The sequence below is a fragment of the Asanoa siamensis genome (assembly GCF_016862555.1).
Taxonomy (GTDB): domain Bacteria; phylum Actinomycetota; class Actinomycetes; order Mycobacteriales; family Micromonosporaceae; genus Asanoa; species Asanoa siamensis.
In genome coordinates this window covers 1-14,748 of sequence record NZ_BONE01000130.1, presented here as the reverse complement: position 1 = coordinate 14,748, position 14,748 = coordinate 1, and the positions used below count along the sequence as shown (strand labels likewise).

Here is a 14,748-nt window from a genome sequence, read left to right as displayed (position 1 = left end):
TCGGCGATCCGCCGCAGCTCGCCCAGCGGGATCGCGTCGCCGCTGTCGCGCAGGGACTCGGCCAGGTACGCGGCCACGTAGTCGACCGTGAACCGGGGCGCCGCCGCCTCGAACCCCGCGTCGATGTCGGCGACCGTGACCGTGTGGGCGGCCTCGCTGGGCTTCCGGTCGGCCGGGTCGAGCCAGCGCACCCGCACGTCGGCCACCTTGGCGCCGAGGTCGACGTCGCCCGCCAGCCGCACCGCATAGAGGGCGGTCACGCTGTGCCCGGGGCCGACCTCGCCGCCGTCCACCCGGTCGTCGCGGAAGTCCTCGGCGTCGACGGCGCGGTTCTCGTACCCGATCAGGCGGTATTCCTTGACCGTCCGCGCGTCGAAGGTGAGCTGGACCTTGGCGTCCAGCGCCCGCACCTCGAGCGTCGCCGGCAGCCGGTTGACGAACACGTCACGGGCCTGGTCGGGCTCGCTGACGTAGACCGCGAACCCGTCGCCGCCGTCGGCCAGCTCCTCCATCAGCGCGTCGCCGTAGTCGCTGCCGACGCCGACCCCGAGCAGCGCGATCTCCTTGGCGGCCTCCTCGCGGACCCGGCGCAGGATCTCCTCGCCGCTGGTGGTGCCGGTGTTGGCGAGACCGTCGGAGAGCACGACCACCCGGTTGGAGGTGCCTTCCCGGAAGCCGTCGCGGGCCACCCGGTAGCCGAGGGTCAGCCCGGCGGCCAGGTTGGTGCTCGCGTCGGGCCGCAGCCGGTCGATCGCGGCGTGCAGGTCGGCCTTCTCCGACACCCGGGTCATCTCCCGCAGCACCCGGGCCTCGCTGCTGAACGCGACGATGGCCACCGAGTCGGTGCGGCGGAGCTGGTCGACCAGCGTGTGCAGCGCGTCGCGGACCAGGTCGAGGCGGCCGGGCTCGGCCATCGAGCCGGACACGTCGACGACGAAGGTCAGCGAGGCGTCAGGGCGGCGCAGGTCGGTCTCGGATCGGGTCTGCAGGCCGACCCGCATGATGCGCACGTCGCCCTCGGCGCGGTGGGCCGCGGGCGGGCGCGCACCGTCGGCGTGCACCGCGAAACCGTCGCCGCGGGGCTCCGGGTAGTCCTGGTCGAAGGCGTTGACGAACTCCTCGGGGCGGACCATCGTCGGGTCGGGCAGGTTGCCCTCGCGGAGCACCCGGCGGGCATATCCGTAGGAGGCCGTGTCGACGTCCACCGCGAATGTCGACTGTGGATTCCGTTGGCCGGGCGCTTCGGCTTTCGGCGCGTCGTAGCCGCCGCCGGCGTTGGGGGCCGAGGCTTCGCGGCCGGTCGAGTCGCTGCCGCCGGCCTCGCAGCCCGCCAGCGCCAGCAGCGCCGCGACGGGCAGCGCCGCGAGGCGTACCACCGTGTGCTTCATCGCATTTCCTCCCCGCTGTCATGGACCTCTCCATTGGACAGACGGGGTACGGGTGGCGCTCCCGTCGTTGCCGAGCCGTTGCCGAAGCGGGATATCCGTGACCGCGGCGTGTCTTTCCGTGATCTCCGCGAGTCGCCGCCGAGACCGTTACGCGTCCGGGCCGAGACCTTGACGGGCCTTGCTACGGTGCGACACGTGAGGCGTAAGGGACTGATCGTCGCCGCCGCGCTGGGCCTGCTGACGCTCGGCGCGTACTCCGCGACCGACGACGCGCCGGCGCCCGCCCCGGTGATCCAGGTGACCCCGGACGACGGCCGCCACACCTATTCCATCGGCCCGCTGGTCGACCTGTTCGACTGCCCGGACCCGCCCCGGATGTGAGATCCGCCGCGCCCGGGATGGCCCGGCGCGGACAACGGTGTTGACGCTGGTGTGGCGGATGTCGATGTCGTGGTGATCGGGGCGGGGCAGGCGGGGCTGTCGAGCGCCTACCACCTGCGCGGCGCGGGGCTGGACCATGTCGTGCTCGACGCCAACCCGGCGCCCGGCGGCGCGTGGCAGCACCGCTGGCCGACGCTGCGGATGGCCACGGTGCACGGGATCTTCGACCTGCCGGGCATGCACTTCGACCCGCCCGCCCTCGACGCGCCGGCCTTCACCGCCGTGCCGGCCTATTTCGCGGCGTTCGAACACCGGTTCGGCCTGGACGTGCAGCGGCCGGTCCGGGTCTCCTCGGTGTCGTCCCTGCCCGACGAGCGGTTGCTGGTCGCGACGTCGCAGGGCACCTGGCACGCGCGGGCGTTGATCAACGCGACGGGCACGTGGACGCGCCCGTTCCGCCCCTACTATCCGGGCGCGGAGACGTTCCGGGGCTGGCAGCCGCACACGGCGGACTACCGCGGCCCGGCGGCGTTCACGGGCAGGCGGGTCGTGGTCGTCGGCGGCGGCACGTCGGCGGTCCAGACGCTGCTGGAGATCGCGGAGGTCACGGCGTCGACGACCTGGGTCACCCGCCGCCCGCCGGTCTTCGTCGAAGGCCCGTTCGACCAGGAGTACGGCCGCGCGGCGGTCGCCAAGGTCGAGGACCGGGTGAAGGCAGGCCTCCCACCCCGCAGCGTGGTCAGCGTGACGGACCTGCCGTGGACACCGGCGATGGCGGAGGCGCGGGCGCGCGGGATTTTGGTCCGCCGCCCGATGTTCTCCCGCATCCTCCCGGACGGCGTGTCCTGGCCGGACGGCGCGTTCGAGCCGGCGGACATCATCCTGTGGGCGACGGGCTTCCGCGCGGCCCTGGACCATCTGGCCCCGCTCCGCCTCCGCACCCCCGGCGGCGGCATCGTGATGGACGGCACGCGGGTGGCGGCCGACGCGCGCATCCACCTGGTGGGCTACGGCCCGTCGGCGAGCACGGTAGGCGCGAACCGCGCGGGCCGAGCGGCGGTCCGCGAGATCCGGGAGTTGCTCGAGGCGCGGACCGCGGCGGGCGCACCGGTCGTCGCATAAGCTCCCCGGCCATGATCAGCGCGCTTCCGGGACCCGCCGTCGACCAGCACGCACTCACGGCGCCGGACCCGGCCGTCCGGCTCACCGCCTACCGACGAGCCAGCGGGTTCCTCGTGCGCTCCGGCGAGCGGGCGGAGGTCAGCGTCCAGGCGGTCCCGGCCCTGCTGGAACTGGTGCGGGACCCGGGTGTGGTCGACAAGGACGCGACGATGATGTTGCTCTGCGACATCGCCGTCGGGCAGCAGGTCGACTGTCTCGAAGATCCGCCCGACTGGCCCGCACGGCGGCGGGAGGTGGCGCGCAAGCAACGCCTGTCGGTGGCCGACCTCGAGCGCGAGGCGGAGCAGCGGGAGCGGGCGCGTGGGACGGCACACCTGGCGGAGCGCCTGGAGATGCTCGGTCTCGAGGATCAGGACCTCAACCGAGAGCTGGAGCGCGCGGGCGTACGGGCCTACGACCAGGTCCGCGCCGGGATGCCCACGTTCGTCGAGCTGCTGCGCTCGCCGAACCCGCTGTACCGGCTGTACGCCGCCTACCTGGTCGCCTTCTTCCCCGAGGACCGGGATACGACGGCGCCGGCGCTGGCCGAGCTCCTCGGGAAGGACGAAGCGGCGCCCGGCATCACCGCCACCGCCTCCGTCGCGGCCGGCATGATCGGCATGCGCGGCGACCGCCGACTCATCGACGCGCTGGAGCGGCACCTGGCCGGCGACGACCAGATCGAGCGCTGGGGCGCCGCGATCGGCCTGTCGGCGCTGCTCCACGACCCTGACGCCGACGTGCTGGTGCTGGTCGACGAGTGCTGCTTCGACGGGCCGAGCGAGATCGCCTACTTCCCGTTCCTGGACGGCGAGTTGCACGACGTCGCGGTCTGCTTCTACCTCCGCGCCCGTCCGCGCGCTCCCGCCGCGCGCTCGCTGCTGCTGCGCCGGCTGGCCGAGCCATCGCTGGTGGAGCATTCGCTGCGACTCGTCGTCCTGGCCCTTGAGGAGTTCTTCCCACAGGTGCGCACGGTGCCGCCGCCGTACGCCCTGCTCTCCGAGGAGCAGCGCCAGGTGTGCCGGTCGTTCGCGCGGCATCGGGTGCTCGACACCGTGCCGACGGCCAGGAACCAGCTCGCCCGGCACGGGCTGCCCGCCACCCAACCGGCGCTCGAAGAGTGGATCGCCGCGGACCGTCTCTGGGGATAGCCGGTCACGGGGCGAGGTGTTCGCGGAGGAAGGTGAGGATCTCGCGGCGGGCCGGGCGGGCCGCTGGGACCAGGTGGGGTGTGCTGAGGAACGTGTGCGTCGCCTTGGCGTAGCAGGTCAGGCGGGCCGCCGTGCCGTGTTCGCGGAGGAGGTCCGCGTACGTGCGGCCCTGGTCCGCCACCGGGTCCAAACCCGCCGTGATCACCAGGGCCGGAGGTAGGTCGGCGAGGTCCTCGGACGTCACCGGAGACACCGTGCGGGCGTCGAAACCCGCCGGCACGCTCAAACTGCGGGCCGCGCGGAGGCGGGACAGCGGCAGCGTCGGGTTGTCGGCGTTCGCCGCGACCGACGGGTAGTCGAGCATCGACGCCGTCCAGTCAGTGCACGGGTAGTTCAGCACCTGGGCCCGCAGCGCCTTGCGGGCGCGGAGCGCCACCAGCGCCGCGATCGTGCCCCCCGCGCTCTCCCCCATGACCGCGACCGCCGTCGGGTCGATGCCCCACGCGGCGGCGTCGTCGACGATCCGGACCAGCGTGTCGTAGCCGTCCTCGACCGGCATCGGCAGCTTGTGCTCCGGCGCGAGCCGATAGTCCACCCCGACGACCACGGCCGGGCAGCGCGCCGCCAGGCGGCTGTTGAGCCAGTCGTTCTGCACCGCGCTGCCCGCGATGAACCCTCCACCGTGGAACGACAGGATCAGCGGCAACGGCCGCCGACCGGACCTCGGGCGGTGCACCCGCACCCGCACGGTACGGCCCGGCAGGTCGATCGCGGCGTTCTCGATGCGGGCCCCGCGGTCCGGCAGGCCCGTCACGATCCGTCCCGCCGGCGACGATGCCGCCCTGTTGGCCGCGTCCCGCGCGGCGATCACCTCGTCGTCCGTCATCGCGGCCCAGTCCCGGCTGTCCCGGAGGATGCGCGTGCCCAGTGGCGCCCGTCCCGTCATACCCGCGAGCATGGCCGCCGCCGCGTCGCCTCGTCTTGGACGAATGTTCCCTCAGGCCGGCCACGCGACGTCGTCGACCGCGAGCCACGGTGCGGCCGCCACCGACCGCGGTGTCGTCCCCGCGATCGCCATCGCCTCCCGACACAGGTGCGACTGGTCGACGAAACCGGTCTCCGCCGCCACCCGGGCCGCGCTGTGGCCGGCGGCGAGGCGGCGCGCCGCACGATCGAACCGGACGAGCGCCGCGGCGCGTTTGGGGGTGAGACCGACCTGCGCGCGGAACCGGGACCACAACCGCTTGCGGCTCCAGCCGACCTCGCCGGCCAGCCGCTCGACCCGGACCCGGCCCCGGGCCGCCACCATCCGCCCCCAGGCATGGGCGACCTCGGGGTCCATCGCCTTGCCGGCCGAAAGCCGTCGGTCGAGCGCGGCCGCCATGACCGTGAACCGGTCGTCCCAGGATCTCAAACCCGCCAACCGTTCACGCGTACGCTCGGCGTCGCGTCCCCAGAGGTCTTCGAGCGAGACCACCGCCCCGGCCGGGCCACCGCCCAGCACCGCATGGGCGGCGAGGGGCGAGAGCCGCACCTGCAGCAGGTCGACGTCGCGCCCACGGCCGCGGACACTGCCCGCGATCATGCCGACGACGACACAGCCCCGCTTGGCCGTGCCGTCGGTGTCGTCGACGAGCAGCGAGTCGCCGAGATCGACGAACACCGTGCGGGCCGGGTACGGGATCATCCGCAGGTGCACCGGATCCTCCGCCCGACCGCGGAACCCGGCCATCGCGACGCCGGGGACGCGGGCGGCCGCCGGCGGCACCGCGACGTCCACGGCCGCGCCGGCGACACGAACGCGCATACCACCGATGGTAGTGGCCGGCCCCAGGGTCACCAAGGGCCGGCCACCGCGACAGTTACGGCGCGGAGACGCCGTCCAGAATGGACACCGCGTCGGTGCCCGGCGTGACGACGACCTTCCGGGTGAGGGTGTAGGAGCCACCCGCCGGGACGTCGACGTTGAAGCGGCTCATCACCCAGTTGCCCGCGGCGTACACGTCGAACGCGCTGGCCGGAGTGCCGTACGCCAGACCGAAGACCTGCGGGTCCGTGCCGGTCATGCCGATGTACGGCCTCGTCGGCGTGTAGGCCGCCGTCGCACCCGGCACCACGACCCCAGCGCCCGGGATGACGCTCGCCTGGCCCGCCGCGTCGTGGTCCATCGCGTCACCGGTCCACACGTTGCGCGGCGACGAGCCCGCGTTCCGCAGCGACGTCGAGACCGTGGCGAAGTTCTCGCCCGGCTTCAACGTGTACGTCGTCGTCGCGGTCAGGCCGGCGATCCCCTTGACCGGGCCCGATACCTCGACGACCGCCTTGTCGCCCGTGGCCTGGACGATCCGCACGTCGGTCGCCGCCACCGTCCGGATGTCCCACGCGCTGCCGCCCGTCGGCTGGGTCGCCAGGACGTACGGCAGGTTGATCCAGTCGAACTGGTCCGCCATCCCGCGGACCGCGACGTCGACCGGCTTGCCGCGGGTGCCACCCGAGAGCTGCGAGTCGTCGTACGCGTCGGCGATCGCCATCGAGAGCTTGTCGTTCTCGAGCATGACGTCGCCGTAGCCGGCCTCGACCAGGCCCGCGCCGATCTGCTTGCCGTAGCTCGCCTCCACCGTGACCGGCGCCAGCGCGATGTCGGCCACACCGCTGCCCGCCGCCGGCACCGTGACCGTCCCCGCCGCCGTCTGGTAGCCCGACCTGGACACCCGGACGTCGTACGCGCCGGCCGGTGCCTTCACCAGATACCTGCCGGTGGCGGAGGTGGTCGTGGTCGCGACCACGGTGTCGCCCCGCGACAGCGCGACCCGGGCACCGGCTACGGCGGCGCCGGCCGCGGTGATCGTGCCGGTGGCGCGCGCGGCGTCCGGGACGGCCGGGTCGTGCAGGTCGATCTCGTCGGCCCACCGCGCGATGGCGCCGGTCGGGTCGCCGCCGGCGGTCGCGTAGTCGGTCAGGTGGTAGAAGCTGAACTGCTTCGTCGCACCCGGCGCGAGCGCGGCGTCGTAGTAGAGACCCTCGATGTAGCCGTACGCGCCGACCGCGGCCGGCGTGTCCGTCGCCCACGCGAGACCGTGCGCGGCCTGACCGTTGGTGGTGGCCGCGTCGGCGCCCACGTACACGTAGTTCCCGGTCCAGCCCGAGGTCTTCAGACCCGGGTTGACGCCGCTGAACCCGGGGATCCGGCCGTTGTCGGCCGAGCTGTCCGGGTCGATCATGTAGTTGAAGTACCCCTGGTAGCCGGCCGCGCCGGTGTTGGTCAGCGTGACCGTCATCTTCACGATCGGCGCGTCGGGCAGGGTCTCGTAGCGCACCCGCGCCTTGATGGTCGGGTCCGCCCGGTACTGGCCCTCGCCGACCACGGCCGCGCCGTCGACGGTCAGGGCCGGCAGGTCGAGCTGGTCGTTCGGCCGGTCCCAGGAGTCCGGCGGCGTGAGACTCGGCCGCAGGTCGACTTCCCGGCGACGGGATGCGCCACCTTGATCAGCTTCAGCGAGGCGGAGACGGTGCCGCCGGTGCCGACCGTGACGGTGGCCGTCGACCGGCCGTCGGCGATCAGGCCGCGCTTGGCCGCCGTGACGGTCCAGGTCGCGGCCGGCAGGCCGATCCGGTAGCGACCGCGCGCGTCGGTGGTGGTGACCGCGGTCTCCTGACCCTCGGCGAGGCCGTCACGTTCGCGCCGGCGATCGGCGCGCCCGTCTCCGGGTCGCTGACCGTGCCGGTGAGCGTCGCCCAGCGCGGTGCGGACGCACCGCCCGGCACGTACGCGTACAGGTTGCCGTCCCAGGCGCCCGTCACGACGGTGTTGCCGCTGACGGCCGGGCCGGCGCCCACCCACGTGCCGATCTCGTGGTTCCAGAGGATCTGGCCCGTGTCGGTGGCCAGCGCGTAGAACCGGCCGTTGTTGGCGCCGACGAAGAGCGTGTCCCCGGCGACGACCGGGCTGGACATGACGCCGCCGTGGTAGATGTCGCCGGGCAGCACCCGCTCCCAGACGACGGTGCCGGTCGCGGCGTCCAGGGCGACGACGGCGCCGCTCGGGAATCCCATGTAGACGATGCCGTCGCGGACGGCGGCGGCGCTCGGGGTCGAGCCGCTGGACACGAGCGAGGAGCGGGTGCTCCGGTACGTCCACAGTGTCGCACCGGTCCTGGCGTCGCGGGCGACGATGCCGTTGTTGGCACCGATGAAGACCTTGCCCTCGGCCGCCGTCGGCACGCCGTCCTGCCAGCTGCCGAGCGACTCGGCACTGGTCCACTTGCGCGCGCCGGTGGCCAGGTCGTAGGCGAGCACCCGGTCGGCCGTCTCGTTGCCCACGAACACGGTGCCGTCCATGACGGCGGGCGTGCCGTCGCTCATGGTCGCGCCGGACATGGGCGAGGCCCAGATCTGCTTACCGGTACGGGTGTCGAGCGCCTTGAGCACGCCCTGGCTGCCGATGCCGAACCGGGTCTGGTAGGGCCAGAGCACGGTGTGGCCGGAGACGGCCGGCGAGTAGTAGCCGTACGTGCGCTGGTTGTTCGGGGCCGCGGCCTGTTCCGGCACGGCCTTCCAGCGCAGCCGGCCGTCGCGCACGTCGACGGCGTAGAGCTCCGAGCCGAGCGTCGGCGCGAAGACGAGGCCGTCGGCGTAGGCGAGGCTGCCGTGGATCGACTGCGGCACCTCGTAGTTCCACAGCTCCTTGCCGTCCGCGAGGCGGATGGCGTGGATCCGGCTGTTGCCGTCGCCGTTCTCGTCGCGGGTGCCCGCGTAGACGACGCCGTCGTGGATGACCGGCGACCCGGTGAGGAACGTGCCGTCGGTGCGGAAGCTCCAGGCGAGCCGGCGACCGGCGTCCTGCGGTGCCGCCACACCGGAGTGGGCCGCGTTGCCGTGGTGCTGGTCCCAGTCGCCGCGGCCCTCCGGCCGCAGCGCGCGGTCGCGGGAGAGGGCGAACCCGGCGGACGTGCGCCAGGACTTGCCCGCGAAGTCGGTGACCTCGACCTCGACGGTGTGCCGACCGGCCTTCAGGTGGCCCTTCGGCGGGTCGTCGTGCCAGGTGAACTCGCCGCTGTGCCGCAGCGACCGCCACTTCTTCTCGCCGTCGAGGCGGTAGCGGGCCGAGAGCACCTCGTCGCCGGTGTCGTACGCGTTGACCTGGATGCCCGGGAAGCCGTCGGCCGGCACCGTCGAGCCGGGCGCGGGGCTGACGACCGTGAGGTGCTCGTTCTCGCCGTACATCCGGAAGGGGTTGTCGAAGCCCGCGCCCGCCATGTGGATGTAGCGGAAGCCGCGCGGCGCGTTGTCGATGGTGTACGAGCTCGACACCGTCTGGATGTGCTTGGCGGTCGAGGCGAACGCCGAGTCGTTCTCGACGTGGTTGGAGTGCTCGTGGCCGACCAGGATCAGCTGAGTCCGGTAGCGCTCGAGCACGTCACCGAAGGCGTCGTACGTGGACGGTGAGCCGAACGGGACGTTCATCGGCTGGTGGGTGAGCACGACGACCTCGATGTCGTTGCGCGGGTTGCCGTCCAGCGGCACGTTGGCCGCGAGGTCGTCCTCGAGCCAGTCGAGCTGCTCGTCGAACGGCGCCGAGCCGTTGTTCTCCAGCACCACGAAGTGCCGGTTGCCGTAGTTGAACGAGTACCACTCCGGCCCGACGTTCCTGCGGTAGTTGTCGATCCGGTCCGCGTACGCCGACCCGCCCGCGTACTCGTGGTTGCCGACGGCCGGCCACACGCCCACGGCGGACTGCTGGGTGCCGCGCCGGTAGGTGTCGAACTGGCCCTGGCTGGCGTCGTTGGTGAGGTCACCGCTGACCGCGATGAACCGCAGGTCCGTACCCGTGGAGTTGATTTCCCGGATCTGGTCCGGGAGCTGGGCGTTGACGTGCGGGTCGGCGATGTTCGCCCAGGAGAACCTGTCGCCGTCGGAGAGCCGGTCCCGCTGCAGGGCGAAGTCCGCCGCCGGGGTCCCGCCGTCGGCGAGCTGCCCGAGGTTGGCCCAGAACCTGGGCTCCTTGTACGCGTCGAGGCCGAACCGGTAGCCGCGGGGCTGCGTCGCCCACACGATGTCGGTCGTCCGCCGGTCGGTCGAGATGGTCAGGGAGTAGGTGCCGTCGGACTTCGTCGTGGTGGTGGCCACGCCGTCGGAGACGCGGACGCCGGCCAGGCCGGCCTCACCCTCGCCGCGGACGCCGTCGCTGTTGGCGTCGACGTACACGACGCCGGTGACGGTGGCCTCCGGCGGGTCGATGGCGTACGCGACGAGGTCGCCGAGTGGACCCACCACGACACTGGCGGCGAGCGCCAGCGTGGCGGTGTACAGGACGACGCGCAGGCGCGCACGTGTCCAGGTGAACGCGGACATCGAGATCCTTCTGGTGGGAGGAGCTTGCTGTCAGGTCAGGAGCGGCGAGCGTTCGACGAACCAGACCAGTCCGGCACCGGCGACCGCGACGGTCGTCGCGACGGTGCCGAGCGTGCGGGCGCGCGGCCAGGTCGTGACCGCGCGCAGGAACAGCAGGGCCGGGAAGGCGACCGCGATGAGCGCCGCCTGCGCGACCTCGATGCCGATGTGGAAGGAGACCAGGTCGACCAGGGTGTCGGTGGACAGCGGCCCGTCGACGCTGACCGCCTCGGCGAACCCGAGCCCGTGCAGCAGGCCGAACGCCGCGACCGCTGGCAGCCGGTGACTCCGCTTCGGCGCGAGCAGGTTGTCGACGGCGACGTACACGATCGACAGCGCGATCAGCGGGTCGACGATCCACGCGGGCACGTCGACCCAGCCGAGCGCCGCCAGCACCAGCGTCGCCGAGTGCGCGACCGTGAAGGCGACGGCGACCTCGACGACGTCGCGCAGCCGCTGCGCGCCGAGCAGCAGCACCAGCAGGAACAGCACGTGCTCGGGTCCGAGGAGCAGGTCCAGCGCCCCGAGCCGGAGGAACCGCGGGATCTCGCTGGACAGGTCGCCACGGCCGACCGTGAACGTGGTGTTGCCGGTGTCCAGCAGGGCCGTGCCGCGGCTGCCGTCGACGTCGTACGCGACCGTCGTGATGGTGTCGTCGACGACGCCGTCGGAGGCGCGGAAGATGTCACCGCGGACGGTGAGGGCGCCGACCGCGGTGCAGTCGTAGACGAGCGAGGCGCGCACGGCGCCGCTGTCGGCGAGCGCGACGTGGCCGTCCGCGCGGGCGGTGCACCCGATCGAGCTTCGGCTCAGGCGCAGCCGCTCACCGACGTACGCGGCCACCTCGGTCGCGTGCGCGCTCAGCGACGCGCGGCGCAGGTCGGTCGGCACCTCGGCGGTCGCCGGGTCCGCGTCCAGGCTCAGAGCGCCGTCGAGGCTGATCAGCCGGGCGAGGACGTCGTACTCCAGGTCGACGACGGCCGCGACGCTGTCGCCCGCCCCGCGCAGGTCCACCGCGACGTCGGTCGACCGGACGTGCGCCTGCGCGGCCGTCGGTGCGGCGACCACGAAGACGGCCACCAGGGACGCCAGAGCTGCCAGGAAACGCACAGGAATGAACCCTGCAGTGCGCTCTCCACAGTAGGCAAGGTCGATCCGACCGCGTTCACCGAACCTTCCGGTGCCGGCCATCCGGCCACCGAAAAGCCCTCACCCACGGGCGGCCGAACAGGACCGTGACGCGATAGCGTCGACCTCGCATCGATGTTTATCGCTCAGGAGGTCAGATGAACATGCGCAGGCTGGCAACAGCCGCCGCGGTGATCACGACTGCCGTGCTCACGGTGAGTGGGACGGCCACCGCCGCCCCGCCGGCGCCGGCACCGGGCGTCACGCACGAGGAGAACCCCCGGGTCCCGGAGGGGGCGGTGTGGACGGAGGCCTACTTCCCGTCCGCCGGCGCCGAGTTGCACGCCGACGTCCTGCGGCCGGCGCACCTCTCCGCGCGGGCGAAGACGCCGGTCATCCTGGCCGTGGGGCCCTACTTCAGCCACGCCGGACAGACGGGGCCGGAAGGGTGGACCCGGACCGGGCCGTCCAACCGGTTCGCGGACTTCACCACGGGCACCGACCTGTTCGCGCGCGGCTACACGTACGTCATGGTCGATCTTCGTGGTTTCGGCGGCAGCACCGGCTGTCTCGACTGGACCGGTCCCGGCGAGCAGGCCGACGTCGAGGCCGCGATCCGGTGGGTCGCGCGCCAGCCGTGGTCGACGGGCAAGGTCGGCATGTACGGGAAGTCGTACGACGCGGTGACGGGCCTGGTCGGCAACAACCTGCGCCTGCCCGCGCTGCGGGCCGTGGTGGCGCAGGAGCCGGTGTGGAACATGTACAACTACCTGTTCAGCAACGGTGTCCCCCGGCCCAACGTGACCGGCACGCCCAACGCGTACAACGGGATCGCGACCATGCCGTCGCTGGCCGACGACACGGACCGTTACAAGGCCAACGCGGCCTACGAGACCGCGCATCCGGAGTGCCTGAGCGACAACCTGACGAACAACAACAACCCTGACCTGGGCTCCCGGTACTGGCGCGACCGCAACCTCGCCGCCGACGCGAAGGGCACCGACACGCCGCTGTTCGTCACGCAGGGCTTCATCGAGAACAACACGAAGCCGGAGGACATGGAGGAGTTCCTCGACAACCACCGCGGTGTGGAGCGGGGTTGGCTCGGGCAGTGGGAGCACGTCCGCGGCAACGAGACCAACGAGCAGGGTCAGCTCCTGATGGGCCGGGCCGGCTTCTTCGACGAGGTCATGCGCTTCTACGACTGGTATCTGAAGGGGATCAGGCCTTCGGTGAAGGACCCGGCGTACGCGGTCGAGGACAACACCGGCGCCTGGCGCGCGCAGCCGACGTGGCCTCTCCCGTCGACGTCCACCGTGGCCCGCCTGTCGGACGGGCAGTATGTCGACGACGGCGTGGCGTCGCCGTTGGCTCTTGCCGTCGAGCCTGGGTGGGACATGGAGAACTACACGGATCCCGCCCCGGAGAGCTCGACGGGCCGCGCGGCCGCCGACGCGCACAGCTATTTCACCTGGTCGACGCCGGTCACGTCCCGGGTCCGGATCACGGCCACGCCGCGGGTTTCCTTGCACGCGAGCGCGGTCGGCAACGTCATGGTGCGGTTGTGGGACGTCGCCCCGGACGGCACGGCGGTGATGTTCGACGAGAACGTCGCGCTGATCTCCCGACCGGGCCGGGTGGCCTTCGACCTGAAGTCGACGGACTGGACGTTCGAGGTGGGCCACCAGCTCGGCGTCCAACTGGGCACGATCGGCAGCGGAAGCTGGCGCGACACCCCGAGCGGCAACACGATCCAGGTGACCCGCGCGGGGTTGGCGCTCTCGCTGCAGAACCCGCGGTTCGACCACCCGACGCAGGGTGACCGCTCACCGTTCCTGGACACGTACCTACGTCAGTTCACCCGCACCCTCACCGACGTCGGCCCGGGCACCTTCCCGCTCGCCCCGCACCGACACTGAGGTCTTTCGCCCGGGTGCCCTGGCCTTCTGTCCGGGGCACCCGGTCGCCCGCGCATACTGCGTCCCATGGCTGTGCGCCTGGTCGAGGGCGGGCGGACGGTGCACGAGCTGCCGCTCGCGGAGGGCGACGGGATGTGCGCGGGCTACCACGGCTGGGCGGCCGGCGACTTCGGCGACGCGCCTCAGAGGTAGAGGCCGGTGGCCGCCGGCTCGTGGTCGGCCGTCTCGCCGTAGCCCTCGCGGAGCGCGTAGAGCTCGGCCAGGGACGCGCCGGCCGCGGGCACCCCTGCCGAGCTGCCCAGCCAGGCCGTGGCCTCGTGGAACGGCAGCGCCGGCACCTCGATGCGGGCCAGGCAACGCCCGGGGCGGACGACCGCCGGGTGCAGGCGCGCCAGGTCCTCGTTGGTCGTGATCGCCACGAGCACCTTGCGGCCCTGGCCGAGCAGGCCGTCGGTGAGGTTGAGCAGTCGGGACAGGGCCTGGCCGGTGTTCTGCTTGGCCTCGCCGCGGATCAGCTCGTCGCAGTCCTCCAGCAGCAGCAGCCGCCACTTGTCGTGCCGCTTGTCGGGGCACCGGCAGTCCCCGGAGCTGCTGAGCGCGACCTCCATCAGGTAGGCCGGGCTGGCGAACAGCGCCTCCGGGTCGAGCACGCAGTCGAACTGGCACCAGTCGTGCCACTCGCGCGCCAGCGCCCGCAGCACGGTGGTCTTGCCGGTGCCGGGCGGGCCGTGCAACAGCAGGAGCCGGCCGTGCACCGACTCCTTGTCGATCTTCATGAGCTGGTCGAAGCGCGCCGCCGCGACACCGGCGTAGTTGACGCGGATGTCGGCCCAGGACTCGGCGGTGATCGGCCGCGGGTGCCGCTGCGGGCCCTGCGTCCCCGCGTACCAGAAGCCCATCTGCACCGCCTCTTCGACCGGCGCGGGCTCTTCGGTCATGCCCTCGACGGCGCGCTCGAGCACGTCGGCGGCGAGCGCGGCGGTCACGGCCGTGACGGAGACGTGGGCGCTCTTGTTGCGGGGCCAGTGCACGGACCGCAGCGTCCAGCCGTCGCCGGACGCCAGCCGGGCCTGCTCGGTCGGGCTGACGCTCTCCCGCACCGCGGTGCTGCCGGCCGGCAGCAGTGTGGCGTCGGCGCGCACGTCGGTCAGGTCACGCGAGACGGCGTGCGGCTGGTGACCGGCGACGAACGCGGTCAGGGCGAGGGCGTCGATGACGTCGCGCGGCGAG

General features: G+C 72.6%; 12 protein-coding genes. 5 read left to right on the top strand and 7 right to left on the bottom strand.

The features are described from left to right. Positions 1–1,388 (bottom strand): vWA domain-containing protein (locus Asi02nite_RS39175; protein ID WP_203719117.1); only part of this gene is annotated, 1,388 nt, incomplete at its 3' end. Between the two features lie 195 nt (positions 1,389–1,583). Between Asi02nite_RS39175 and Asi02nite_RS39170 the strand changes: the two genes are divergently transcribed. From Asi02nite_RS39170 to Asi02nite_RS39160, 3 genes are read left to right on the top strand one after another with little or no spacing between them, the layout of a single operon-like run. Further along, entirely contained in the window at positions 1,584–1,769 is a 186-nt protein-coding gene (locus Asi02nite_RS39170; protein ID WP_203719116.1) for a hypothetical protein, read from the top strand. A gap of 51 nt (positions 1,770–1,820) precedes the next feature. Beyond that, the gene (locus Asi02nite_RS39165; RefSeq protein ID WP_203719115.1) at positions 1,821–2,891 is read left to right on the top strand and encodes an FAD-dependent oxidoreductase; all 1,071 of its coding nucleotides are present in this window, start codon (positions 1,821–1,823) and stop codon (positions 2,889–2,891) included. Positions 2,892–2,902: 11 nt separating this feature from the next. Further along, complete coding sequence (locus tag Asi02nite_RS39160) at positions 2,903–4,081, top strand: hypothetical protein (RefSeq protein ID WP_203719114.1); 1,179 nt, start codon at positions 2,903–2,905, stop codon at positions 4,079–4,081. A 4-nt stretch (positions 4,082–4,085) separates the two neighbouring features. On the opposite strand, the gene Asi02nite_RS39155 is transcribed toward Asi02nite_RS39160, so the two are convergent. From Asi02nite_RS39155 to Asi02nite_RS39135, 5 genes are all read right to left on the bottom strand, one after another. Beyond that, positions 4,086–5,027: an alpha/beta hydrolase gene (locus Asi02nite_RS39155; protein ID WP_239127644.1), complete on the bottom strand. Its 942-nt coding sequence runs from the start codon at positions 5,025–5,027 to the stop codon at positions 4,086–4,088. A 51-nt stretch (positions 5,028–5,078) separates the two neighbouring features. Then, the gene (locus tag Asi02nite_RS42540; RefSeq protein WP_275410447.1) at positions 5,079–5,888 is read right to left on the bottom strand and encodes a helix-turn-helix domain-containing protein; all 810 of its coding nucleotides are present in this window, start codon (positions 5,886–5,888) and stop codon (positions 5,079–5,081) included. Between the two features lie 55 nt (positions 5,889–5,943). Beyond that, on the bottom strand, positions 5,944–7,446 hold the full coding sequence (locus Asi02nite_RS39145; protein ID WP_203719113.1) for a carboxypeptidase regulatory-like domain-containing protein: 1,503 nt from the start codon (positions 7,444–7,446) through the stop codon (positions 5,944–5,946). 193 nt (positions 7,447–7,639) lie between these two features. Continuing rightward, positions 7,640–10,432 carry an outer membrane protein assembly factor BamB family protein gene (locus tag Asi02nite_RS39140; RefSeq protein WP_203719112.1) on the bottom strand — a complete coding sequence of 931 codons (2,793 nt, stop codon included), beginning with the start codon at positions 10,430–10,432 and terminating at the stop codon, positions 7,640–7,642. A gap of 30 nt (positions 10,433–10,462) precedes the next feature. Continuing rightward, a complete protein-coding gene (locus tag Asi02nite_RS39135; protein ID WP_203719111.1) occupies positions 10,463–11,581 on the bottom strand; it encodes a HupE/UreJ family protein in 1,119 nt (372 codons plus the stop codon). Positions 11,582–11,757: 176 nt separating this feature from the next. On the opposite strand from Asi02nite_RS39135, the gene Asi02nite_RS39130 reads away from it, so the two are divergent. Further along, positions 11,758–13,518 (top strand): CocE/NonD family hydrolase, encoded by a 1,761-nt coding sequence (locus tag Asi02nite_RS39130; RefSeq protein ID WP_203719110.1) that lies wholly within the window; start codon positions 11,758–11,760, stop codon positions 13,516–13,518. Between the two features lie 66 nt (positions 13,519–13,584). After that, complete coding sequence (locus Asi02nite_RS42535) at positions 13,585–13,710, top strand: hypothetical protein (RefSeq protein WP_275410446.1); 126 nt, start codon at positions 13,585–13,587, stop codon at positions 13,708–13,710. Here Asi02nite_RS42535 and Asi02nite_RS39125 read toward each other — a convergent pair. Beyond that, on the bottom strand, positions 13,701–14,748 hold a 1,048-nt coding region (locus Asi02nite_RS39125), incomplete at its 5' end, for a DUF5925 domain-containing protein (protein ID WP_203719109.1). The genes Asi02nite_RS42535 and Asi02nite_RS39125 overlap by 10 nt on opposite strands.